This window comes from Frigoribacterium sp. Leaf263 (genome assembly GCF_001422285.1).
Taxonomy (GTDB): Bacteria; Actinomycetota; Actinomycetes; order Actinomycetales; family Microbacteriaceae; genus Frigoribacterium.
This window is the reverse complement of record NZ_LMMO01000003.1, coordinates 705,552-728,821: the sequence shown is the minus strand read 5'-3', so window position 1 is coordinate 728,821 and position 23,270 is coordinate 705,552. Positions and strand designations below refer to the sequence as shown.

General features: G+C 71.1%; 20 protein-coding genes and 4 tRNA genes. 10 read left to right on the top strand and 14 right to left on the bottom strand.

The features are described from left to right. Positions 1 to 63: 63 nt before the first annotated feature. The gene (gene sufU, locus ASF17_RS07375) at positions 64 to 570 is read right to left on the bottom strand and encodes a Fe-S cluster assembly sulfur transfer protein SufU (protein WP_082475137.1); all 507 of its coding nucleotides are present in this window, start codon (positions 568 to 570) and stop codon (positions 64 to 66) included. Beyond that, entirely contained in the window at positions 567 to 1,859 is a 1,293-nt protein-coding gene (locus ASF17_RS07370) for an aminotransferase class V-fold PLP-dependent enzyme (protein ID WP_055798444.1), read from the bottom strand. Before ASF17_RS07370 ends, sufU begins: the two co-directional genes overlap by 4 nt. Before the next feature lie 227 nt (positions 1,860 to 2,086). On the opposite strand from ASF17_RS07370, the gene ASF17_RS07365 reads away from it, so the two are divergent. Continuing rightward, on the top strand, positions 2,087 to 3,307 hold the full coding sequence (locus ASF17_RS07365; RefSeq protein ID WP_055797248.1) for a cobalamin-independent methionine synthase II family protein: 1,221 nt from the start codon (positions 2,087 to 2,089) through the stop codon (positions 3,305 to 3,307). Positions 3,308 to 3,378: 71 nt separating this feature from the next. Here ASF17_RS07365 and ASF17_RS07360 read toward each other — a convergent pair whose 3' ends face one another. The 4 genes from ASF17_RS07360 to ASF17_RS07345 form a co-directional block, all read right to left on the bottom strand. Beyond that, entirely contained in the window at positions 3,379 to 4,131 is a 753-nt protein-coding gene (locus tag ASF17_RS07360; protein ID WP_156357338.1) for an amino acid ABC transporter ATP-binding protein, read from the bottom strand. A 40-nt stretch (positions 4,132 to 4,171) separates the two neighbouring features. Beyond that, positions 4,172 to 4,837, bottom strand: a complete 666-nt coding sequence (locus tag ASF17_RS07355; protein ID WP_055797242.1) for an amino acid ABC transporter permease — start codon at positions 4,835 to 4,837, stop codon at positions 4,172 to 4,174. 2 nt (positions 4,838 to 4,839) lie between these two features. Continuing rightward, positions 4,840 to 5,694 (bottom strand): amino acid ABC transporter substrate-binding protein, encoded by an 855-nt coding sequence (locus tag ASF17_RS07350; RefSeq protein ID WP_055798440.1) that lies wholly within the window; start codon positions 5,692 to 5,694, stop codon positions 4,840 to 4,842. Positions 5,695 to 5,812: 118 nt separating this feature from the next. Continuing rightward, the gene (locus ASF17_RS07345) at positions 5,813 to 6,559 is read right to left on the bottom strand and encodes an NRDE family protein (protein ID WP_162236416.1); all 747 of its coding nucleotides are present in this window, start codon (positions 6,557 to 6,559) and stop codon (positions 5,813 to 5,815) included. Positions 6,560 to 6,703: 144 nt separating this feature from the next. Here ASF17_RS07345 and coaBC point away from each other — a divergent pair, with 144 nt between their 5' ends. Then, on the top strand, positions 6,704 to 8,014 hold the full coding sequence (gene coaBC, locus ASF17_RS07340) for a bifunctional phosphopantothenoylcysteine decarboxylase/phosphopantothenate--cysteine ligase CoaBC (protein WP_055797236.1): 1,311 nt from the start codon (positions 6,704 to 6,706) through the stop codon (positions 8,012 to 8,014). 109 nt (positions 8,015 to 8,123) lie between these two features. Here the strand turns inward: coaBC and ASF17_RS07335 are convergent. From ASF17_RS07335 to ASF17_RS07325, 3 genes are all read right to left on the bottom strand, one after another. Next, a tRNA-Val gene (locus tag ASF17_RS07335) sits at positions 8,124 to 8,195 on the bottom strand. Positions 8,196 to 8,246: 51 nt separating this feature from the next. Beyond that, positions 8,247 to 8,320: transfer RNA gene (locus ASF17_RS07330), tRNA-Cys, on the bottom strand. A gap of 65 nt (positions 8,321 to 8,385) precedes the next feature. Continuing rightward, positions 8,386 to 8,457, bottom strand: a tRNA-Gly gene (locus ASF17_RS07325). A gap of 174 nt (positions 8,458 to 8,631) precedes the next feature. Between ASF17_RS07325 and ASF17_RS07320 the strand changes: the two genes are divergently transcribed. Next, positions 8,632 to 8,704 (top strand) — tRNA-Val (locus ASF17_RS07320). A gap of 135 nt (positions 8,705 to 8,839) precedes the next feature. Here the strand turns inward: ASF17_RS07320 and ASF17_RS07315 are convergent. The 3 genes from ASF17_RS07315 to zapE form a co-directional block, all read right to left on the bottom strand. Continuing rightward, positions 8,840 to 9,574 (bottom strand): NUDIX hydrolase, encoded by a 735-nt coding sequence (locus tag ASF17_RS07315; RefSeq protein ID WP_156357337.1) that lies wholly within the window; start codon positions 9,572 to 9,574, stop codon positions 8,840 to 8,842. A gap of 125 nt (positions 9,575 to 9,699) precedes the next feature. Continuing rightward, the gene (locus tag ASF17_RS07310) at positions 9,700 to 10,983 is read right to left on the bottom strand and encodes an ammonium transporter (protein WP_055797230.1); all 1,284 of its coding nucleotides are present in this window, start codon (positions 10,981 to 10,983) and stop codon (positions 9,700 to 9,702) included. 244 nt (positions 10,984 to 11,227) lie between these two features. Further along, positions 11,228 to 12,244: a cell division protein ZapE gene (zapE, locus tag ASF17_RS07305; protein ID WP_055797227.1), complete on the bottom strand. Its 1,017-nt coding sequence runs from the start codon at positions 12,242 to 12,244 to the stop codon at positions 11,228 to 11,230. A 221-nt stretch (positions 12,245 to 12,465) separates the two neighbouring features. Between zapE and ASF17_RS07300 the strand changes: the two genes are divergently transcribed. The 3 genes from ASF17_RS07300 to ASF17_RS07290 are packed head-to-tail and all read left to right on the top strand — an operon-like array spanning position 12,466 to position 14,560. Beyond that, positions 12,466 to 13,365 carry a sulfurtransferase gene (locus ASF17_RS07300; protein ID WP_055797224.1) on the top strand — a complete coding sequence of 300 codons (900 nt, stop codon included), beginning with the start codon at positions 12,466 to 12,468 and terminating at the stop codon, positions 13,363 to 13,365. Further along, positions 13,362 to 13,805: a SufE family protein gene (locus ASF17_RS07295; RefSeq protein WP_055797221.1), complete on the top strand. Its 444-nt coding sequence runs from the start codon at positions 13,362 to 13,364 to the stop codon at positions 13,803 to 13,805. Before ASF17_RS07300 ends, ASF17_RS07295 begins: the two co-directional genes overlap by 4 nt. Further along, positions 13,802 to 14,560, top strand: coding sequence for a dihydrofolate reductase family protein (locus tag ASF17_RS07290; RefSeq protein WP_055797217.1), 759 nt, complete (start codon positions 13,802 to 13,804; stop codon positions 14,558 to 14,560). Before ASF17_RS07295 ends, ASF17_RS07290 begins: the two co-directional genes overlap by 4 nt. Here the strand turns inward: ASF17_RS07290 and ASF17_RS07285 are convergent. Next, positions 14,481 to 15,737, bottom strand: a complete 1,257-nt coding sequence (locus tag ASF17_RS07285; RefSeq protein WP_235476423.1) for an alpha/beta hydrolase family protein — start codon at positions 15,735 to 15,737, stop codon at positions 14,481 to 14,483. The two genes, ASF17_RS07290 and ASF17_RS07285, sit on opposite strands and share 80 nt — an antisense overlap. A 121-nt stretch (positions 15,738 to 15,858) precedes the next feature. Here ASF17_RS07285 and ASF17_RS07280 point away from each other — a divergent pair, with 121 nt between their 5' ends. The 4 genes from ASF17_RS07280 (at position 15,859) to ASF17_RS07265 (ending at position 21,174) form a co-directional block, all read left to right on the top strand. Beyond that, the gene (locus ASF17_RS07280) at positions 15,859 to 16,455 is read left to right on the top strand and encodes a DUF3000 family protein (protein WP_055797214.1); all 597 of its coding nucleotides are present in this window, start codon (positions 15,859 to 15,861) and stop codon (positions 16,453 to 16,455) included. A 15-nt stretch (positions 16,456 to 16,470) separates the two neighbouring features. After that, entirely contained in the window at positions 16,471 to 17,772 is a 1,302-nt protein-coding gene (locus ASF17_RS07275) for an HRDC domain-containing protein (RefSeq protein WP_082475134.1), read from the top strand. Positions 17,773 to 17,845: 73 nt separating this feature from the next. Then, positions 17,846 to 19,051 (top strand): thiolase family protein, encoded by a 1,206-nt coding sequence (locus ASF17_RS07270; RefSeq protein WP_055797210.1) that lies wholly within the window; start codon positions 17,846 to 17,848, stop codon positions 19,049 to 19,051. Further along, positions 19,048 to 21,174 carry a 3-hydroxyacyl-CoA dehydrogenase NAD-binding domain-containing protein gene (locus ASF17_RS07265; RefSeq protein ID WP_055797207.1) on the top strand — a complete coding sequence of 709 codons (2,127 nt, stop codon included), beginning with the start codon at positions 19,048 to 19,050 and terminating at the stop codon, positions 21,172 to 21,174. The genes ASF17_RS07270 and ASF17_RS07265 overlap by 4 nt, the downstream gene beginning before the upstream one ends. Before the next feature lie 79 nt (positions 21,175 to 21,253). On the opposite strand, the gene dxs is transcribed toward ASF17_RS07265, so the two are convergent. Beyond that, complete coding sequence (gene dxs, locus ASF17_RS07260; RefSeq protein WP_055797204.1) at positions 21,254 to 23,203, bottom strand: 1-deoxy-D-xylulose-5-phosphate synthase; 1,950 nt, start codon at positions 23,201 to 23,203, stop codon at positions 21,254 to 21,256. Positions 23,204 to 23,270: the final 67 nt, after the last annotated feature.

The following is a 23,270-nucleotide window of genomic DNA, read 5'->3' as shown; positions in this document are numbered from 1 at the left end:
TCGGCGGGGACGGTCTGATCTGACACGGTGGTGATGTCCTTACGTGGGAGGGGCCACGCCAGTTTAGACGGGCGCGGAGCCGGGATCGATCGGACCCCGCGCCTCCTCGGCTCCCCCATCGTCGGCGACGGCGAGCTCGGCCGCGCAGGCCTCCGCCGCCACCCAGGCGAGCATGCCGCACTTGACGCGCATGACGAACTTCGAGACGCCGTGGAAGGCGACGGCGTCGCCGAGGACCTCGTCGTCGGGTTCGCCGGCCCCGCGCGATCGCATCATCGAGCGGTACTCGTCGACGAGGAGGCGGAGCTCGGGCAGCGTGCGCCCCGGCGCCAGCTCGCTGAGGACCGACGCGGACGCCATCGAGATCGAACAGCCGGCGCCCTGCCAGGCGAATCCGTCGATGCGGCCCGACGTCTCGTCGACCGAGAGGCGCACCGTGATCTCGTCGCCGCACGTGGGGTTCCGCTCGAAGTGCTCGGCCTGGGCGCCGGGCAGCTCGCCGTCGCCGTGCCGGCGCTTCGCGTGGTCGAGGATGACCTGCTGGTAGAGCGAGTCGAGGGAGGCGCTCATCGGCTCGCCCCGTCGGCGCCGAAGTAGGCGCGGACCCGCGCCACCCCGTCGAGGAGCCGGTCGACCTCGGCGTCGGTGGTGAAGAGATAGGTGCTGGCCCGGGTCGTCGCGGTGACACCGAGACGACGATGGAGGGGCTGCGCGCAGTGATGCCCGACCCGGACGGCGATGCCCTCGGCGTCGAGGTACTGCCCCACGTCGTGAGCGTGGACGCCGTCGACGACGAAGCTGGCCAGACCAGAACGGGCGACGCCGGAGGGCGGACCGACGACGCGCACCCCGGGGATCCCCTCGAGACCCGCGACCAGGCGCTCGGCGAGCTCCTCCTCGTGGATCCGGATGCGATCGAGGCCCACCGCCTCGAGGTAGCGGACGGCCTCGGCCAGCGCGACCGCCTGCGACACCGGCTGCGTACCAGCCTCGAAGCGCTGCGGCGACGGCAGGTACTCGGCTCCCTCGAGCGTGACGGTGGTGATCATGGATCCCCCGGTTTTGAAGGGGGGCAGGGCGTCGAGCAGCTCGGCGCGGCCGTAGAGCACGCCGATGCCGGTCGGACCGAGCATCTTGTGACCGGAGAAGGCGGCGAAGTCGACCCCGAGGCCGCGGAGGTCGAGGGGGCGATGGGGCGCCGACTGGCACGCGTCGAGGACGACGAGGGCGCCGACGGCGTGCGCGGCCCCGACGAGCCGTCCGACCTCGGCGATCTGACCGGTCACGTTCGACACGTGCGCGAAGGCGACGATGCGGGTCCGCTCGCCGATCACGGCGAGGGCGTCGTCGGTCGCCCAGACGCCGTCGTCGTCCACCGGGACGAACCGCAGGACGGCGCCGGTCGTGGCCGCGAGCTCCTGCCAGGGGACCAGGTTCGCGTGATGCTCCGCCTCGGTCAGCACGATCTCGTCGCCGGGTCGCAGGGCGAACCGGCGGGCGGGCGCTCCTCCGCGGCCACGGGTCGCGTTGGCGAAGCCGTAGGCGACGAGGTTGAGCGCGTCGGTCGCGTTCGCCGTCCAGACGATCTCGTCGACGTCGGCTCCGACGAAGTCCGCGACGGTCGCGCGGGCGTCCTCGAACGCCTCGGTGGCCAGACCGGCGAGCGTGTGCGCGCCGCGGTGGACCGCCGAGTTGATCGTCTCGAGGTAGGCCCGCTCGGCGTCGAGCACGCTGGCCGGTCGCTGTGCCGTCGCGCCGGAGTCGAGATAGGCCAGCGGGGCGTCGTTCACCGCCTGCCCGAGGATCGCGAAGTCACCCCGGATGCGATCGATCTCGTCGGCCGAGAGCGGCTCGCGGATCTCCGGGCCTCCGGTATGCGAGGGATCGACGGACGAGGGCCGGCGGGGGTCTGTCGGAGTCTGGGTCACGGTGTCCTTTCCCGTCGATCGTAACGAGCATCGCCGACGGCACCTCGACGCAACGACCGAGGAGCCCGTGGTGTTCCCGGCCGGCCCCGCATGACGCCGTGTGACGGGCTGCCCCGGTCCGGTGGCGCAGCCGCACGCCCGAGGGCCAGCATGAGGGCATGAGCCACGACCGCATCGAGACGACCCACGCCGGCAGCCTGCCCCGCACGCCCGAGCTGATCGCCGCCAACGACGCCCGCACCTTCGGGCCGGACGGCTTCACCCTCGAACGCAGCCCGGAGTTCGACGACCTGCTGACGGCGGCCGTCGTCGACCTCGTGCGACGCCAGCGAGAGCTCGGCATCACGATCGTCGGCGACGGCGAGTACGGCAAGGCCATGACGAGCGCCGTCGACTACGGCGCCTGGTGGTCGTACTCGTTCCAGCGCGTCGGCGGACTCTCGCTGACCGGCTCCGACATCTTCAGTCAGCAGCCCGTCCGATCCGGGCCCGGAGACGTCCGGCTGACGTCCTTCCCCGACCGGCGCGACTGGCAGCGCTTCCACGACGCCTACACCGACCCGACGTCGGGGATCGGCACCGGTTCGGGGGCGACCCCGTTCCCGAGCACCACCGGCCCCCTCGAGTACGTCGGTCACGCCGCCATCGCCTCCGACATCGCGAATCTGCGGGCCGGTCTCGCGGAGGCGGACGCCTCGTCGGCCTTCATCACCGCGCTCTCGCCGGGCAGCGGGGCGCGCATCGCGAACGACCACTACGCGACCGACGAGGAGCACATCTGGGCCTGGGCCGACGCCCTCCGCGAGGAGTACCTCGCGATCACCGACGCCGGACTGATCGTCCAGATCGACGATCCGTCCATCGCCGAGAACTGGGACCAGATCAACCCCGAGCCCGGCATCGACGACTACCGGGCCTTCACGCGCATTCGGGTCGAGGCCCTGAACCACGCGCTCAGGGGCATCCCGCCCGAGCAGGTGCGCTTCCACCTCTGCTGGGGCTCGTGGCACGGACCGCACACGACCGACATCGAGTTCCGCCACATCGTCGACCTGATGCTCGAGATCGACGCGGGCTCGTACTCGTTCGAGGCGGCCAACGTCCGTCACGAGCACGAGTGGCGGATCTGGCGCGACGTCGAGCTGCCCGCCGGCAAGACCATCGCCCCGGGCGTGGTGAGTCACGCGACGAACGTCGTCGAGCACCCGGAACTCGTGGCCGACCGCATCGAGGCCTTCGCCTCGGTGGTCGGACCGGACCGGGTCATCGCCTCCACGGACTGCGGACTCGGCGGACGGATCCACCCGCAGATCGCCGTCGCGAAGCTCGCCTCGCTGGGCGAGGGCGCCCGGATCGCCTCGCACCGTCTCTTCGGCTGAGCGGCACGACCCGCGCCTCCTGCGGTCACGGGGCCGAGGAGGCGCGGGTCGTCGTGGCCGGGTGCGTCCCGTCAGTCGTCGAGGGGCTTCAGAACGCGCCGGAGGAACTGCTGCGTGCGAGCCTCGCGCGGCCGGCTCAGCACGTCGGCGGGTCGTCCCCGCTCGACGACGACGCCGGCGTCCATGAAGACGAGCTCGTCGGCGACGCGACGGGCGAACTCGAGCTCGTGCGTGACGACGATCATCGTCCACCCCTCGTCGGCGAGCTCCTTCACGACCGTGAGCACGTCGCCGACCAGCTCGGGGTCGAGGGCCGAGGTGGGTTCGTCGAAGAGCAGCAGCTCCGGTCGGAGGGCCAGGGCCCGGACGATCCCCACGCGCTGCTGCTGGCCACCGGAGAGCTCGGACGGGTAGGCGTCCGTCTTGTCGGCGAGACCCACCCGCGCGAGGAGCGACTCGGCCTCGACCCGTGCCTCCTCGGGGTCCCGTCCCTGGACGCGGACGGGGCCCTCGACGACGTTCTGCAGCACGGTCAGATGCGGGAACAGGTTGAAGTGCTGGAAGACCATCGACGAGCGGTCACGGAGAGCCGTGAGGTCGCGTCTGCCGACCTTCGCGCCGAAGTCGACGGCCCGGCCGTCGGACAGGGTGACCGTGCCCGCGTCGGGGACCTCGAGGCTGTTGAGCGACCGCAGCACCGTCGTCTTGCCCGAGCCCGACGGGCCGATGATCGCGACGACCCGCCCACGGCGGACCTCGAGGTCGATCCCCCGCAGCACCTCGTTCGCGCCGAAGGCCTTGCGCAGCCCGCGGACGATCAGCACCGGGGCATCGGCGCCGGAAGGATCTGCGGGAGGTCTGACGTCAGCGGGCAACGTGGCGGTCCAATCTCTTCTCGAGGGCGTCCTGCCCGAACGACAGGATGAGGCAGATGACCCAGTAGACCAGGGCCGCCTCGAGGTAGATCAGGAGGAACTCGTTCGAGACCGTGGCGATCTGCTGGGCCTGACGGAACAGCTCGGTGACCAGGATGACGCTCGCGAGCGAGGTGTCCTTCACCAGGCTGATGAAGGTGTTCGACAGCGGGGGCACCGACACGCGGGCCGCCTGCGGCAGGATGATCCGCCGCAGAGCGAGCCCTCGGGACATGCCGATCGTGTGAGCGGCCTCCCACTGCCCCTTGGGCACCGACAGGATGGCCGCCCGGATGACCTCGGCCGCGTACCCGCCCACGTTCAGCGAGAACGCGATGATGGCGCTCGGCCACGGGTCGAGCCGGATCCCCAGCGACGGCAGACCGTAGAACACCACGAACAGCTGGACCAGCAGCGGCGTGCCCCGGATCACCGAGGTGTAGAACCGCGCGATGCCCGCCAGCCAGCTCTGACCGGAGAGGCGCATCAGCGCGATCGTGATCGCGATGACGAGCCCGAGGGCCATCGAGATGAACGCCAGCGGGATCGACGCGACGAGCGCCCCCGACACGATCGGCCAGAGCGACCGCCCGAAGAGGTCGAGGGAGGACTGCACGGCTACTCGCTGACGTCCTGGCCGAAGTACCGGTCGGAGATCTCGGCCAGCGTGCCGTCGGCCTTCAGCTCGGACAGGGCCTCGTCGATCGCCTCGACGAGGTCGTCGCTGCCCTTCGTGGTGACCAGGGCGGAACGGGAGACGTCGTCGGTGGTCGCGGCGATCTTGATGCCGGCGGCGCGGTCGGGGTTCGTCTTCACGTAGTCGAGAAACGTCAGCTCGTCGTTGACCGTGGCGTCGATGCGGCCCTGCTCGAGGAGCGCGACGGACTGGGCCCAGCCCTCGACGACCTGCACGTCGGCCCCCGCGTCCTTCGCCGTCGTGTAGAAGTTGCTCGACTGCGACTGCGCGGTCGTCTTGCCCGCGAGGTCGGCGAGCGAGGTGATGTCGGTGTCGTCGGCGGCCGTGATCACGGCGCCGCGGCTGACCGTGTACGGCGTCGAGAAGTCGTAGCTGACCTCGCGCTCGTCGGTGATCGAGATCTGGTTGGCGACGATGTCGAAGCGCCCGGCGTCGAGACCGGCGAGGAGCGCGTCGAACTGGGTCTCCTCGAAGGTCGGGGTGAGGTCGAGCTTCTCGGCGACGGCCGTCGCGACGTCGACGTCGTAGCCGGTGAGCGCGCCCGAGCCGCCCTCGTGGTACGTGAAGGGCTGATAGGTGCCCTCGGTGCCGATGACGAGCTCGCCCGAGTCCCGGATGTCGCTGAGGCTCTTCGCCGCGCTGGTGTCGGCGGTCGAGTCGCCGGTCTGCGTGACCACCCCGTCGGTGGAGGCCGGCGCGCAGGCGGTGAGCGCCAGGGCGGCTGCGGCGACGACGCCGAGGGCGGAGAGACGGCGGACGGTGCGGGGGGCGGTGATCTTCACGGGAATCCTTCACTGCGACTCGGGGGTCGGACGAGCCATCCGACACTAACGCCGCAGGCGTCGGCGTGATTCCCGATGACCCGGGATGACGTGCGAGGCGGCCGCCGGCGGCTCAGCGGCGGGACAGCGCGGCCTCGACCGACGGGGCGCCGTCGAGTCGGATGTGCCGATGGGCGACGCGATCGGCCGACACCGCAACGGCGCTGAGCGACAGCGACGAGAAGAGGCGTCCGTCGACGAGATCCGACCGGATGAGCGCATCGTCGTCGTCGGGGGCGAGGCGGCTGCTCTCGCGGAGCAGATCGAGCCAGGGCCCCCAGGCGCCCTCGCCCTCGCCCGCTGAGCCGAGGGGCCCGGCAGGAGGCGCGACATCGCGGAATCGCGGCAGCCAGCGGTCGACGCGCGGCACCGAGCGGTCGTCGGGCGCTGCATGCGTCAGCACGTGCACCCCGGGGGCGAGACGGGTGGTCGTCGTGATCGAGCCGTCCCACGTGGAGTGCGTCGCGCCTCCTCGATCGGCGGTCAGCAGGTTGAAGGTGCGCGTGCGCTGCGGACCGACGGGGAGCACGCCGTCGGCCGCGGCCCGCAACGGCAGCGAGCCCCGGGTCGCCCAGCCGCCCTCCGGCACGGGCGGCTCCTCGTGCCGGTTGAGCACGACGCTCGCGCGACTCGGATCGTCCGCGACGGCCAGCCAGGCCCCACCGGCCTCGCGGTCGTGCACCCCGGTCACCCGGTCGCCGAGCTCGGGCCACCAGGCCCCGGGCTCGTCCCACGGGCGGTCCGGTGACTCGTCGCGCAGCCCGAAGAGGACCACCGGCCACTCGGCGTCGGGCGCGATCGAGACGACGACGGTGCACATGGGTCCTCCGGGCGACGGCACCCGGCGGCTGGTGGACGGGCGGACGATCAGGCGAGCGGTCACGAGATGCGGCATCGTGGCAGTGCAACGCTACCGATCCCGCCCCGGATCGGCCGACCGTCCGCATCGATCGACAGGCACCCCGTGACGCACGACTCCTCCCCGCACTCCCCCGCCGACACGACCGACCCCGCGCGGCGACTCACGATCGTCGTCGGGATCTCGGGAGGGATCGCCGCGTACAAGGCCGTCGGGGTCGTGCGGGGGTTCGTCGTGCAGGGGCACGACGTCCACGTCGTCCCGACCGAGGCGGCCCTCCGCTTCGTCGGCGCGCCGACCCTCGAGGCGATCAGCCGCAACCCGGTGCACACCTCGGTCTTCGACGACGTGGCGCAGGTGCGGCACGTAGCTCTCGGGCAGCAAGCCGATCTGATCGTCGTCGCCCCCGCGACCGCGCACACGCTCGCCAAGATCGCGCACGGCCTGTCGGACGACCTGCTGGGCACCACCATCCTCGCGAGCACCGCGCCGCTGGTCGTCGCACCCGCCATGCACACCGAGATGTGGCGGAACCCCGCGACGGTCGCGAACACCGAGCTCCTCCGCAGCCGCGGCGTCACGGTGGTCGGACCCGCGGACGGCCCGCTCACGGGCGGCGACTCGGGGCCGGGTCGTCTCAGCGAGCCCGACGAGATCGTGGCGGCCGCGCTCGCGGTCGCGAGCCGCACCTCCTCCACCGCCCACGACCCCGCTGAGGAGGCGCGGGTCGACGACCTCGCGGGGCTCCGGCTGGTCGTGTCCGCCGGAGGCACCCGCGAGCCCCTCGACCCCGTCCGCTTCATCGGCAACCGGTCCACGGGAAAGCAGGGCGCTGCGATCGCCCTGGCCGCCGCCCGCCGGGGAGCGACGGTGACCGTCGTCGCCGCCGAGCTCGACGGCGCGGTGCTGCGCACGATCGCGGCCGTGCCGGGCATCCGCGTGCTGCCCGTCTCGACCGCTCTCGAGCTCGAGACGGCGATGCGCGGCGAGGCCGCCGCCAACGACGTGGTCGTCATGACGGCCGCCGTGGCCGACTACCGACCCGCGGAGGTGTCGGCGGGAAAGATCAAGAAGGACGACACGGGCGATGAGATGGTCGTCCGTCTGGTCCGCAACCCCGACGTGCTGGCCGGGCTCGTCGCGGACCGCGGCGTGGACCAGACCGTCGTCGGCTTCGCCGCCGAGACGACGGACGACCGCGACGAGCTCGTCGCACTCGGGCGCACGAAGCAGCGGCGGAAGGGCGCGGACCTGCTCGTGCTGAACTCGGTCGGGTGGTCGGCGGGATTCGGCAGCGACGACACGGCGGTGGTCGTCATCGATCGGGACGGGACCGATGTCGCCGAAGCACGCGGGACGAAGCACGAGGTGGCCGACGCTCTGCTCACCGCGGTGGCCGCTCTCCGAGCGGTCTGAGGGGCCGCCCGGCCGACGGACCCCTCGACCGGGATGTCCTCGTCGGCCCCTCCGACGAGTCGGCCGGGGAATGACGAAAGCCCCGGCGTGTGCCGGGGCTTTCTCGGTGTGAGCGATACTGGGATCGAACCAGCGACCTCTTCCGTGTCAGGGAAGCGCGCTACCGCTGCGCCAATCGCTCAAACTTTTTCACTTGGAACTGCATCGATTGTAGACCTGGGTCTGCAACGATTGGAGGTGGAGACGGGATTTGAACCCGCGTGAACGGCTTTGCAGGCCGGTGCCTCGCCTCTCGGCCACTCCACCATACGAGTAGCCCCCAGAGGGAGGCCACCAGTCGGTGGACCACCCTCTGGTGAGCTTGACACTCGAGCGGATGACGAGATTCGAACTCGCGACCCTCACCTTGGCAAGGTGATGCGCTACCACTGCGCCACATCCGCATTTCGCTTTGCATTTCTGCGTGCAAAAGAACAATACCCACACCCCGGACCAGAAACCAAATCGAGTCAACCTCGTGTCTTGCGAGACCCGATCGGCCGGCACCGCGCCTCTTCGACCGCCGTGTCGAATGGCGTTCGAGCCTGCTCATGCACTAGCATCGACGAGTCCCGCAGGGGCGATTGGCGCAGTTGGTAGCGCGCTTCCTTCACACGGAAGAGGTCATCGGTTCGAGTCCGGTATCGCCCACACGACAGTCGAGAGAGCCCCGGTCAACCGGGGCTCTTCCGTTTCTCCGGGCCTGCGTCTGCGTCTCCAGGGGCCTCCGCGGCATCGATCCCGACGTCTCCCTCGTGGGTCGCGGCTTCGCGCAGCCCTCTCTCGTCAGCGTCGAGACGCCGTCCGGTGGAATCGCTCGACGAGCACCTCGAGGTAGTCGACGGACGGGGCCCCCAGGGTGTCGAGATCGGCCGCGCACGCGACGAACGAGACCTCGTCGAATTCGGGGTCGGACTCACGCCGCACGACGGCCGCATGCCCCTCGCGGATCACCTCCGCCGGCAGAGCGGGGGCGAGGAAGAAGAACCCGAGGTTCAGGTCGGCGCGCCGGACGACCGCCCACAGGTCGAGGTCGCCGGGTTCGGCCGTGACTCCGGCCTCCTCGGCGAGTTCGGTCGCGGCATGGGCCCGCAGGCTGTCCAGGGTCACGCCTCCGTCGCCTTCCGTCGGCTCCAGACCGCCCCCGGGGAACTGGACGAGACCCGGGCTCGACGTCGTCGCCGACATGCGCCCGACGAGCAGACGGCCGTCCGTCGTCGGCTGCACGACGCAGACGAAGATCGACGACAGGGCGGGGGCGCCCGGGATCGTCCGCACGGCGCGATAGCGGTACGTCGCCCGGGACCAGCTCACCTCGAGCGTTGCGGCGCCCGGGCGGACGTCTCGGCAGAGGACGACGGGGCCGTCGAACAGGAACGGATCCCGCCGCACCGCGGCGTCCCACGCATCGTCGATCGCGACCAGCATCTCGCGAGGCACGACCGGCCCCGGCATCTCGTCGAAGCGGACGTCGACGCCGTCGAGCACCACGACGCCAGGACCGAGCTCACGGGGATGCATGCCTCGACTCTCGCATGCGCGGACCTCAACCGCATCGAGCCGGAGCAGCGACGCAGGCGACTCGTCTCCCGGACGGGGAACGGCCCCGGTCCGAGGACCGGGGCCGTTCCGTCGATCGGCGTCGACTACTGGCGCGAGTTCTCCAGCACGTAGCCCTCCTCGCCGTGGATGGCGAGGTCGATGCCGGCGACCTCGTCCTCGTTCTTGACGCGGAACCCGATGGTCTTCTCGATGACGAAGCCGATCAGGTAGGCCAGGACGAACGAGTAGACCATGACGGCCAGCGCCGAGACGGCCTGGATGCCGAGCTGGTCGAGGGAGCCCGAGAAGATGAGTCCGCTGCCGTTGGCGAAGAAGCCGAGGTAGAGGGTTCCGATCAGACCGCCGACGAGGTGGATGCCGACGACGTCGAGCGAGTCGTCGAACCCGAGCTTGAACTTCAGGTCGATCGCCAGGGCGCAGACAGCACCCGCGACGACGCCCAGCACCATGGCCCAGAACGGCGTCAGGGCGGCGCAGGCGGGCGTGATGGCGACCAGGCCGGCGACGGCACCCGAGGCGGCGCCGATCGACGTCGCCTTGCCGTCCTTGAGCTTCTCGACCACGAGCCACCCGAGGATGGCGGCGGCCGGGGCGGCGATCGTGTTCAGGAAGGCGAGGGCCGCGACGCCGTCGGCGGCGAGCTCCGAGCCGGCGTTGAAGCCGAACCAGCCGAACCACAGCAGACCCGCGCCGAGGAGCACGAAGGGCGGGTTGTGGGGCTTGTCGGCGCCCTTGGCGAAGCCGACGCGCTTGCCGAGCACGAGGGCGAGGGCGAGGGCCGCTGCACCGGCGTTGATGTGGACCGCCGTGCCTCCGGCGAAGTCGATCACGCCCATGCTGGCGATCCAGCCGCCGTCGACCACCGAGCCGTCCTCGCCGAGGGTGAAGTTGAAGACCCAGCTCGCGACGGGGAAGTAGACGATGGTCGCCCAGACGCCGGCGAAGATCATCCACGCGCCGAACTTGGCGCGGTCGGCGATGGCGCCCGAGATGAGGGCGACGGTGATGATGGCGAACGTCGCCTGGAACGCCGCGAAGGCGATGGTCGGGTAGGCGCCGGCCGGGTCCTGGCTGTCGACGAACAGCGAGTTGAGGCTGAACATCGAGGGGTCGAAGCCGAAGACGCCGTCCCAGCCGATGTAGGTGTCGGTGCCGGCGGGCCCCTCGGGGCCGTTCGAGAAGGCGATCGAGTAGCCGAACAGGACCCAGAGCACGGCGATGAGGCCCATGGCCCCGAAGCTCAGCATCATCATGCTGATGACGCTCTTGGCCTTGACCAGGCCGCCGTAGAAGAACGCCAGGCCGGGGGTCATGAGCAGCACTAGTGCTGCTGTGATCAGCATGAAGGCGGTATTGCCTTGATCCATCTGTGAGTCACCTCTCGATTCGGGAGCCAGGGGCAACGGTCGGCCGCCCGACCGTGAGGACTCACGGGCTGTGGGGGCGGGACCGGGGTGCGGCTCTCAGTGTCGTGGGGTGAGGTTTCGTTACGTGTGCATCGATGTTTCGGGAATGTAACGCGATTCGGGCCCGTGTAAACAACGTGTTTCGGATCGAAGCGGATCCGGTCGGAGGCCGGCGCCTCTCGCACGGAGCACGGTCGGCGGCGCCTCAGAGCGACGTCAGGGCGACGAGTCGCGAGACGGCCCTGAGGTACTTCTTGCGGTACCCGCCGGCGAGCATCTCGTCGCCGAAGACGGAGTCCAGCGGCGTCCCGGAGGCCACGACCCGCACCTGGCCGTCGTAGAGACGATCCACGAAGGCGACGAATCGGAGGGCGTCCGTCTGGCTGGTGAGCGGTGCGACGTCGCGGAGCCCGACGGCGTCGAGGCCGGCCACGAGCTTGACGTACCGGCTCGGGTGGACGGTCGACAGATGTGCCACGACGGCGCCGAAGTCGTCGATGGACACGGGCCCCCGGGTGGCGGACAGGGCGGCGTCCACGTCGTCGACCACGGAGGCCGTCGCCTCCACCTCGCGCCGGCGGTAGTCGTTCCCGTCGATGCGCAGGGTGCGGAACCGATCCGAGAGCCCCTGGATCTCGCGGAGGAAGTCCGCGGCCGCGAAGCGCCCCTCCCCCAGGGCGTTCGGAGGGGTGTTCGACGTGGCGGCGATGCGGGTGCCGTCGTCGGCGAGATCACCGAGGAGACGCGTCATCATCATCGTGTCCCCCGGGTCGTCGAGCTCGAACTCGTCGATGCACACGAGCGAGGCCCCCTTCAGCTGGGCCGCGGCGCCCGCGTAGCCCACGGCCCCGACGAGGGCGGTGTACTCGATGAAGGTGCCGAAGTAGCGTCGACCCGCGCTGCGGTTGTAGAGGGCCGCGAGCAGATGCGTCTTGCCGACGCCGAAGCCGCCGTCGAGATAGAGGCCCGGCAGCACGACGGATGCCTCGGCGCGCCTCCTGAAGAGCCCTCGTCGGGCCCCGGGGGCCGGAGCCTCGTCGAAGGTGCGGACGGCCTCGACCGCCTCGGCCTGCGACGGGAAGTCGTCGTCGGGTCGGTAGTTCTCGAGCGACGCGTCGGCGAACTGCCGCGGAGGCACGAGCTCGGTCACGATCTCGGCTCCCGTGATCGAGGGGGTGCGGTCGACGAGCGAGACGGCGCTCGCGGCGGGATCGGGTGACATCGGGACGGCCTCGGGGTCGATCGGGGGCGGAGCACGGAGACGCCCGGCGTCCGCCCGGCGATGTGTGGAAGAGTCTCTGGGGTTCCCGAGCGAGGCCGCGACACGGTGCGTAGCCTCGACGGGGTGGTGCTGACGCGAGTTTAGTGCGCACCCGCAACCCGAACACCCGCCGCTCCCGCGGCCCTCCGCCTCGGCGGAGCGACTCACCCGGAGGTAAGCCCATGGTCGTCGAGCACGACACGTCCGCCCGTTTCAGCGAGTACGCCCACCCTGAACGACTGGTGAGCACCGACTGGCTGGCGGAGCACCTCGACTCCCCCGGTCTCGTCGTCGTCGAGTCCGACGAGGACGTCCTCCTCTACGAGACGGGGCACATCCCCGGCTCCGTCAAGATCGACTGGCACCTCGACCTCAACGACCCCGTCCACCGCGACTACATCGACGGCGAGGGCTTCGCCCGTCTCATGTCGTCGAAGGGCATCTCGCGCGACACGACCATCGTCGTGTACGGCGACAAGAACAACTGGTGGGCGGCGTACGCCCTCTGGGTGTTCTCGCTGTTCGGACACGAGGACGTCCGACTGCTCGACGGCGGCCGGGCCGCCTGGGAGGCCGAGGGCCGCGAGTACACGACCGAGGCGCCCGAGCCCGAGCCGACCGACTACCCCGTCGTCGAGCGAGACGACACCGTCATCCGCGCCTACAAGGACGACGTGCTCGCCCACCTGGGCAAGCCCCTCATCGACGTGCGCTCCCCCGAGGAGTACTCGGGCGAGCGCACCACCGCTCCGGCCTACCCCGACGAGGGCGCCCTGCGAGCCGGGCACATCCCGTCGGCGGCGAACGTCCCCTGGGGCCGGGCCGCGGCGGACGACGGGCGATTCCGGTCCGCCGCCGAGCTCGACGCGATCTACCGCGACGGCGCCGGCCTCGCGACCGGCGACGAGGTCGTCGCCTACTGCCGCATCGGCGAGCGGTCGAGCCACACCTGGTTCGTCCTGCATCACCTGATGGGCTTCGAGAACGTCCGGAACTACGACGGCTCGTGGACCGAATGGGGCAGTGCCGTCCGCGTCCCGATCGTGCGGGGCAGCGAGCCCGGAGAGGTCCCCTCCCGGTGACGGCCGCCGCGCTGCCCGCCTCCCTCGTCGAGATCCGCGAGGAGTTCCGGGCCCTCGAGGTGCGGGACCGACTGCAGCTGCTCCTCGAGTTCTCGAACGAGCTGCCCGACCTGCCCGCCCGGTACGCGGACCACCCCGACCTCCTCGAGCGCGTCGTCGAGTGCCAGTCCCCGGTGTACCTGTTCGTCGAGGTCGTCGACGGTCGGGTGCACCTGCACGCCACCGCGCCGCGCGAGGCTCCGACGACCCGCGGATTCGCGTCGATCCTCGCGCAGGGCCTCGACGGACTCACCGTCGAGGAGGTCCTCGACGCCGTGCCCGACGACTACCCGCAGACGATCGGGCTGACCGAGGCCGTCAGCCCGTTGCGCATCCGGGGCATGACGGCCCTGCTGGCCCGCGCCAAACGGCAGATCCGCGACAGGGTCGCCTCCGCGTGACCCTCCGCGTGCTGCACACGACCGAGCGGGCCTCCGCGACCGGTCTCGAGCTCGACATCGAGCACGAGGGCACGCCGGCTCGCCTGCGCGAGCTGTACGCGCCTCCCGCGGACGTGTGGACCCGGCTCAACCTGATCACGGCCGTCAGCGGCGACGCGGCGGGGTCGGACGGCACGTCCGAGACGCTCAGCAACTCGACCGATCGCATGATCCTCGCCGCCGTCCGCGCCGTGGCCGACGGCGTCGTGGTCGGCGCGGCCAGCGTGCGGGCCGAGGGGTACCGCGTGCCGAAGACGTCGCGACTCGTGGTGGTCACCGCGTCGGGCGACCTGTCGGGTCACCGCATGGACCCGGCCGCCGCCGAGCGGGTCGTCGTGGTCTGCCCCGAGGCCGCCGTCCCCGAGGTCCGTCGGACCCTCGGCGACGAGGTCGCCGGGGCTGCGACCGTCCTGACCTGCGCCGACGACGATCGGCGGCTCGAGCCCGCGGCCGTGCTCGACCGCCTCCACGAGCACGGGCTGCTGTCGCTCGTCTGCGAGGGAGGTCCGTCGCTCGCGGGTCAGCTCCTGCACGACGGCCTGGTCGACGAGCTGTGCCTCTCGACCTCCCCCGTGGTCATCGGCAGCGGGCTCCCGGTCTTCGGCCGTGAGCGCTTCGACCCCTCGGTCCTGACGCTCAGTCAGCTGCTGATGGACGAGCAGAGCGCCCTCTACGCCCGCTGGCTCGTGGAAGACGGGCCAGCCACTCGTCGATGACCCGGTCGAAGCGCTCGGGATCGAGGTTGTAGAGCTTGGTGTGCCGAGCGGTGTCGAACACCTCGAGTCGGACGATGTCGGGCCGGGCCGCGGCGAGGGCGTGCGACGCGGTCGACGGCACGAAGCCGTCGTCGTCGCTGTGCAGCAGCAGCACCGGGACGTCGAGCGCAGGGGCCCTCGCGACGAGGTCGAGCCGGTCGAGATCGATCGGTCGCCGACGTCCGCTCAGCCTCGAGAGCACCGGGGACTGCAGGAGGCGCAGCACCAGTCGCTGGACGGCCCCCGGAACGTGCATGGCCGCTCCCTGGAATCGGAGGGTGGTCCGCCAGTCGACGACCGGCGACTCGAGCACGACCCCGTCGACGTGGTGCGCCAGCGCCGATCGGGTCAGCGCCTGGAGGACGACGGCCCCGCCCATCGACCAGCCCATCAGCACGAGCGATGTCGCGCCGTGGTCGAGCGCGTACGCCATGGCCGACTCCACGTCGGCCCACTCGTCGTCCCCGAGAGCGTAGCGCCCGTCCGCCGAGCGGGGCGCCTCGCCGTCGTTCCGGTACGACACGAGGAGGGCGCTGTGGCCGTTCCGACGGAACACCGGCACCGAGCGGATCGTCTCGGCGCGGGTGACCCCGCGACCGTGCACGCCGATCATCCACGGGCCCGCCGTCCCTCCCTCGGCCGGAACCAGCCAGGCGGGGGCCGGGCCGATCTCGGTGACGACCCGCACCTCCTCGGCGTCCAGCCCGGCCTCGCCGGGGTCCGACCAGAGCCATCCGCCGAGCCGACCCGATCGCGCCCGGCCGAGATCCCCGGCGGTCACCTGCTCGACCCGTCTCGTGACGACGCGACCGTCGTCGCTCAGGAGGTCCGAGAGCCGCGCGTGACCGGTCCCGCCGTCGAACCAGAGGCTGTACCGGCCGGGGAGGCGCGAGTCGGCCGTCGACGTCAGGGCGACCGTGCCCGCTTCCGGGTCGTGACCGAGGATGCGCAGGTCGTCACGTCGACGGCGCTCGGGCGTGACGATCCTCCGCATGGCGGAGACGACGCCACCGGCGACGGCGAGGACGGAGAGGCCGACGGTCGAAGCCGCGACCACGGCGACGACGGTCAGCGCGGAGGAGGACCCGGCGGCGGACGACCGCCGGATCGCGGGACGGGAGGACGCTCGGCTGGTCACGACGGACTCCGGACACTCGAGGCGGGCACGGGCCGACCGGCTCGGACGGACGACGCCCGTCGTGCGGCCCGACGCGGCGTGCCGCCATCCTGACGGTCAGCTCGGAGCCTAGTCTGCACACGTGTCCGACAATCCCCCGACTCCGTCGCCGGCGCCCGCGTTCCTCGCAGCGGTCGACGCCGTGCGCCGAGCCGCGTCTCGGGACGACCTCGCCGTCGTCGAGATCCCCGCCCCGGGCGGTCTGGCCCCCGGCTCGCTGGCCCTGGCCGGCGACGTGGTCGGCGCCAGCGGCCGTGCCGACCCCGCCCTGGGCACCGGACGCTTCACCCTCCTCCACGACGCCTCCGAACCCAAGGCCTGGGGAGGTCCGTTCCGGGTGGTCTGCTTCGCGCAGGCGCCGCTCGAGACCGACCTCGCCCTCGACCCGTTCGTCGCCGACGTCGCCTGGTCGTGGCTCGTCGACTCGCTCGACGTGCGCGGCGCCTCGTACGACTCGGCGTCGGGCACGGCCACGAAGGTCCTCTCGACCGGGTACGGCGAGCTCGCGCGCCACGGCGACGGCGCCCTGCTCGAGCTGCGCGCCTCGTGGAGCCCCACCAGCACCGACCTCGGCCCCCACATCGAGGCCTGGGGCGAACTGATCTGCACGCTCGCGGGACTGCCGCCGACGGTCGAGGGCGTCACGCTCCTCGCCTCGCGTCGTGTGGGTCGGGACTGAACCAGAAGGACGATCATGAACACCGCCGCATCAGAACCCCGTCGCGACGACGCCTCCGCGGCGTCCGAGCCCGTGGTGTCCGTCTCGCCCACCGTGCTGACCACGGCGGACGACCTGCACGGACGCGTCGACGTCATCGCGGACCGCGACGGCTACCTCGCCGCCGTCGAGGCGATCCGCGCCGGGAGCGGACCGGTCTCGATCGACGCCGAGCGCGCCTCCGGATTCCGCTACTCGCAGCGGGCGTACCTCATTCAGGTCTTCCGCCGCGGAGCGGGCGTGTTCCTCTTCGATCCCCCCGCCATCGGCTCCTTCGCCGAACTGCAGGAGGTGATCGGCCACGAGGAGTGGGTGCTGCACGCCGCCAGCCAGGATCTCGCGTGCCTCCGCGAGGTCGGACTCGATCCCCAGACGGTCTTCGACACCGAGCTCGGCGCCCGCATAGCCGGACTGCCCAAGGTCGGTCTCGGGGCCGTCGTCGAGCAGCTCCTCGGCGTGCACCTCGCGAAGGAGCATTCCGCCGCCGACTGGTCGACCAGGCCCCTCCCCCAGAGCTGGCTCGTCTACGCCGCCCTCGACGTCGAACTGCTCGTCGACCTCCGCGACGCCATGGAGGCGCGGCTCGTCGACGCCGGCAAGCTCGAGATCGCCCGACAGGAGTTCGCCGCCACGGTGGCCCGCGAGGCCAAGCCGCCGAAGGCCGAGCCCTGGCGTCGGCTGACCGGCCTGCACACGGTGCGGGGCGCTCGAGGACTCGCCGTCGCGCGCGAGCTGTGGTCGGCCCGCGACGAGTACGCCCGCGAGATCGACACGGCCCCGGGACGCCTCGTCCCGGACTCGTCGCTCGTGGCCGCGACCAAGGCCATGCCTGCCGACAAGCGCGCCCTCGCCTCGCTCCGCGAGTTCGTGGGGCGGGCGAGCCGCAGCGAGCTGGACCGCTGGTGGGCCGCCATCGAACGCGGCCTCGCCACCGGCGATCTGCCCTCGACGCGCGGTCCGGCCGGCGAGACCCTGCCCCCGCCCCGCAGCTGGGCCGACAAGAACCCGATGGCCGACGCGCGCTACCGGTTCGCCCGACCCCGCGTCGCCGAGATCGCGGACTCGCTCGACATGCCGGTCGAGAACCTCCTCACGCCCGAGCACCTCAGACGACTCGCCTGGGAGCCCCCGATCCCGTTCGAGACCGAGGCCGTCGCCACCGCTCTGGCGGGCCTCGGAGCCCGACCCTGGCAGATCGACGCCGTCGCCGGCGTGCTCGCCGACGCGTTTGTCGACGCCCACCAAGAGCCCGAGGACGGCGACGCCCCGGCTTCGTAGACTTCCGCGAAGGATTCTCCGCCGCACAGGTGCCATCCCTAGGCTCACGGCAGATCCGAGCACTGGAGGCACTGTGGCCGAGAGAACAGAAGTCGTCTTCGTCGACGGGGTACGCACCCCGTTCGGGCGGGCCGGCGACAAAGGCATGTACTGGAAGACCCGGGCCGACGACCTCGTCGTCAAGGCGATGACGGGGCTGCTCGAGCGGAACCCGTCGCTGCCCCTCGACCGCGTCGACGACGTCGCCATCGCGGCGACGACGCAGCAGGGCGACCAGGGGCTCACCCTCGGTCGGACCACGGCCCTCCTGGCGGGTCTGCCGAAGTCCGTTCCCGGGTTCGCCATCGACCGCATGTGCGCGGGCGCGATGACCAGCGTGACGACGTTGGCCGGCGGCATCGCCTTCGGCGCCTACGACGTCGCCATCGCCGGCGGCGTCGAGCACATGGGCCGCCACCCGATGGGCTTCGACGCCGACCCGAACCCGAGGTTCCTGGCCGAGAAGCTCGTCAGCGGCGAAGCGCTCAACATGGGTAACACGGCCGAGCGGATCCACGACCGGTTCCCTCAGCTGACGAAGGAGCGGTCCGACCGCTACGCCATGCGCTCGCAGCAGAAGGTGGCCGCGGCCTACGAGGCCGGGCATCTGCAGCCCGACCTCGTGCCCGTCGCCATCGCGACCGACGAGGGCTGGGGGCTCGCCACCCGCGACGAGGCGCCCCGCCCGGAGACGACCCTCGAGGGCCTCGCCTCTCTGCGGACCCCCTTCCGACCGCACGGCCGCGTGACGGCCGGCAACTCGTCGGGTCTGAACGACGGAGCGACCGTCAGTCTGCTCGCGTCGCAGCAGGCCGCCGACGAACTGGGCCTGGCCGCGAAGATGCGTCTCGTCAGCTTCGCCTACGCCGGAGTCGACCCCGAGATCATGGGCATCGGGCCCGTCCCCTCGACCGAGAAGGCCCTCCGCAAGGCAGGGCTCGACATCGACGACATCGGACTCTTCGAGCTCAACGAGGCCTTCGCCGTGCAGGTGCTGTCTCTGCTCGACCACTTCGGCATCGACGACGACGACCCCCGCGTCAACCCCTGGGGAGGCGCCATCGCCGTCGGTCACCCCCTCGCCTCGAGCGGGGTCCGCCTGATGATCCAGCTCGCCCGACAGTTCGAGCAGCGACCCGACGTGCGCTATGGCCTCACCGCCATGTGCGTCGGCCTCGGCCAGGGCGGCAGCGTCATCTGGGAGAACCCGCACTACTCGCGAAAGGCGGCCCGAGCATGACGACGGCGCTCGAGACCCTGAAGGCCCTCTCCGTGGACGAGGTCGTGACGCATTCGCACGTCCGCGACGTGCCGCTGCCCTCCGGCGGCGTGCTCGCCCTCGTCACTCTCGACAACGGACGCGACCACACCCGGCCGAGCACTCTGGGGCCCGCGACCCTCGCCGAGTACGGCGAGACCCTCGACTCCCTGCGAGCCCGCGCCTCCCGAGGCGAGATCGACGCCATCGCCGTCACCGGCAAGCCGTACTTCCTGGCCGCCGGCGCGGACCTCAGCAAGGTCGGCCAGATCCCGAGCCGCGACGTCGGCCTCGAGCTCGCCCGCCAGGGGCACGCGGTCCTGGGCAAGTTGCACGAGGCCGGCGTGCCGACCTTCGTCTTCGTCAACGGCCTCGCCCTGGGCGGCGGGGTCGAGATCGCCCTCCACGCCGACTACCGCACGGTCGACTCGTCGGCCGCGGCCATCGCGCTGCCCGAGGTGTTCCTCGGACTCATCCCGGGTTGGGGCGGAGCCTGGCTGCTGCCCAACCTCATCGGCATCGAGAACGCCCTCCGGGTCATCGTCGAGAACCCCCTGAAGAACAACCGGACGCTGAAACCCGCGCAGGCGCTCGAGCTGGGCATCGTCGACGCGATGTTCGGCCCCGCGACGTTCCTCGAGGAGAGCATCCGCTGGGCCGACGGCGTCGTCACGGGCCGGATCGCCGTCAAGCGGCCGAACACGCCCGGGCGCATCGAGCGCGCCGTCAAATGGGACGCCGCCGTCGGCATCGCCCGCAAGTCGCTCCAGTCGAAGATCGGCACCGTGGCGGCCTCGCCCTACGCCGCACTCGATCTGCTCAAGGCCGCGAAGAACACCGATCGTGCGACGGGCTTCGCCGCCGAGGACGAGGCGCTGGCCGATCTGGTCTCCGGCGACCAGTTCCCCGCCAGCATGTACGCCTTCGATCTGGTGCAAAAGCGCGCGAAGCGCCCCGCGGGTGCCCCCTCTCCCGACCTCGCACGGGCGATCGGCAAGGTCGGGGTCGTGGGAGCGGGGCTGATGGCGAGTCAGTTCGCGCTGCTGTTCGTGCGGCGGCTCCGAGTGCCCGTCGTCATCACCGACCTCGACCAGGGACGCGTCGATGCCGGTGTGGCCCGCATCAGAGCCGAGATCGTCCAACTCGCCGAGAAGGGCCGCATCTCGGCCGACGAGTCCAACCGGCTGGAGGCGCTGGTCACCGGTACGACCGACCTCGCCGACTTCGCCGACTGCGACTGGGTCATCGAGGCCGTCTTCGAGGAGCTCGAGATCAAGCAGAAGGTGTTCGCCGACGTGGAGGCCGTGGTCTCCGAGACGACCATTCTGGCGACCAACACATCGTCGCTCGGCGTCGCGGCGATCGGTTCGGGGCTCGCCCACCCCGAGCGGCTCGTCGGGTTCCACTTCTTCAATCCCGTGGCGGTCATGCCCCTGATCGAGGTCGTGAAGACCGCTCGAACCGACGAAGCGACCCTGAGCACCGCCATGGTGACGGCGAAGAACCTCCGCAAGAACGCCGTCATCACCGCCGACACGCCCGGCTTCGTCGTCAACCGCATCCTCGCCAGGGTCCTGGGCGAGGCCATGCACGCGGTCGAGACCGGCACCCCGTTCGAGGTCGTCGATCGCTCCATCGATCCGTTCGGCCTCCCCATGACGCCCTTCGAGCTGCTCGAACTCGTCGGTCTGACCGTGGGCGCGCACGTCCTCGACACCCACCATGCGGCCTTCCCCGAGCGATTCCACGCGAGCGAGGCGCTCCATCGGCTCGCCGATCACGGACGGATCTTCGATCGCGACTCGAAGGGACGCCGCCAGGGGTTCGACAAGAAGGCCGTCGCCCTCGTCGCGGGACAGGGCACGCCTCTCACCGCCGACGAGCTCCGTGTCCGGATCGAAGACGGCCTCGCGGATGAGGTCGGTCGCATGCTCGACGACGGAGTCGTCTCCGCGGCTGAGGACATCGATCTGTGCCTCATCCTCGGCGCGGGCTACCCGTTCCAGATGGGCGGGCTCACTCCGTATCTGGATCGCGTCGGGGCCTCCGAACGCGTCCGCGGCACGACCTTCCACACCCCGGCGATCCGAGGCGTGAACGCCTGATCCGCGTCGACCGACGGGGACGGCCCCGCAGCCCGAGAGGCTGCGGGGCCGTTCGCGTCAGCGTCAGCGTTCGCGTCGCTCAGTCGCGGTGCCGGGCCGAACCCGGTGCGTCGGCGGACTCCTCGTCGGAGAGCGGTCGGGCGACCGGGATCTTGCTGCCCAGCACCTGCGCGACGACGTCGCGGGCGATGGTCTGCGGTGTCAGCCCGACCTCCTCGAGGATCTCGGCCCTCGAACCATGCGCCAGGAACTCGTCGGGGAGACCGAGTTCGGTGACGGCGGTGTCCACTCCGGCCTCCCGGAGGTCCTGCCGGATCCGGGTCCCGATACCGCCCACCCGGACGCCGTCCTCGATGGTCACCACGAGACGATGAGACGCCGCCAGGTCGATGACCGAACGGGCCACCGGAACGACCCAGCGCGGGTCGACGACCGTGGCGCCGATGCCCTGGTCGGCGAGACGGGCGGCGACGTCGAGCCCCACCGTGGCCATGGGGCCGACGCAGACCAGGAGGACGTCGTGGCGGTCGCCCCGGTGCAGCACGTCGACGCCGTCGGCCAGTCGCTCGACGGCGTCGTGCTCCGTGCCGACGCTGCCCTTCGAGAACCGGACGACCGTCGGGGCGTCGGTGACGGCGACAGCCTCCCGGAGCTCCTCGCGGAGGCGCGTGGCGTCACGCGGAGCCGCCAGACGGATGTGCGGAACGATCTGCAGGAGCGCGAGGTCCCACATTCCATGGTGACTCGGGCCGTCGGGGCCGGTGACGCCGGCTCGATCGAGGACGAACGTCACACCCGCCTGATGCAGGCCGACGTCCATGAGGATCTGGTCGAACGCACGGTTGACGAACGTCGCGTAGAGCGCCACGACCGGATGCAGCCCTCCGAAGGCGAGGCCGGCGGCGCTCGTGACGGCGTGCTGTTCGGCGATCCCCACGTCGAGCACCCGCCCCGGGAACCGCTCGGCGAGCTTGTGGAGACCGACGGGGCGCAGCATGGCGGCGGTGATGCCCACGACCGTGGCGTCGCGCTCGGCGATCGACACGATCTCATCGGCGAAGACCGAGGTCCACGACGGGGCGCCCGTGGCCGCGATCGGCTCCCCCGTCTCGGGGTCGATCTGACCCACGGCGTGGAACTGATCGGCGACATCGGCTCGGGCGGGGTCGTAGCCCCGGCCCTTCTCCGTGATCGCGTGGACGATGACCGGCGTGCCGTAGTTCTTGGCCTGCTGGAGCGCCTCCTCCATCGCCGTCTGGTCGTGTCCGTCGACCGGGCCGACGTACTTGATGTCGAGGTTCGAGTACAGCGCCTCGTTGTTCGTGAAGCGACTGAGGAAACCGTGGAGCCCGCCTCTCACGCCACGATAGAAGGCCCGCCCCGGGTGACCCAGGTGATCGAAGAACGCCCGACTGCCCCGGTGCATGTCCCGGTACGTGCTGCGGGTGCGGACGGTGTTCAGGAACCGCGCCATGCCGCCGATCGTCGGCGCGTACGACCGGCCGTTGTCGTTCACGACGATGATGAGGCGGCGATCGTTGTCGTCGGAGATGTTGTTGAGGGCCTCCCAGGTCATGCCGCCGGTGAGAGCACCGTCGCCGACCACGGCCACGACGTGCCGGTCGGACTGACCCGTGAGCTGGAACGCACGCGAGATGCCGTCCGCCCACGAGAGCGAACTCGATGCATGCGAGCTCTCGACGATGTCGTGCTCGGACTCCGATCGCTGGGGGTATCCGGCCAGTCCGCCCCGCAGGCGGAGACGCGTGAAGTCCTGACGGCCGGTGAGGAGCTTGTGCACGTACGACTGGTGTCCCGTGTCGAAGACGATGGCGTCGTGCGGAGACTGGAAGACCCGATGAAGCGCGAGGGTGAGCTCGACGACGCCGAGGTTCGGACCGAGGTGGCCACCCGTCTTGGAGACCTCGGCGACGAGGAATCGTCTGATCTCGCCCGCGAGCTCGACCATCTGGTCGTCCGTCAGTCGGTCGAGATCACGTGGTCCGCTGATCGTTTCGAGCAGGCTCATACCGGCTTCCCTTCCACGCCCCCGAGGGCATCGGTTCAGTCTAGGCACCGAGGGTGCGGAGAACGGG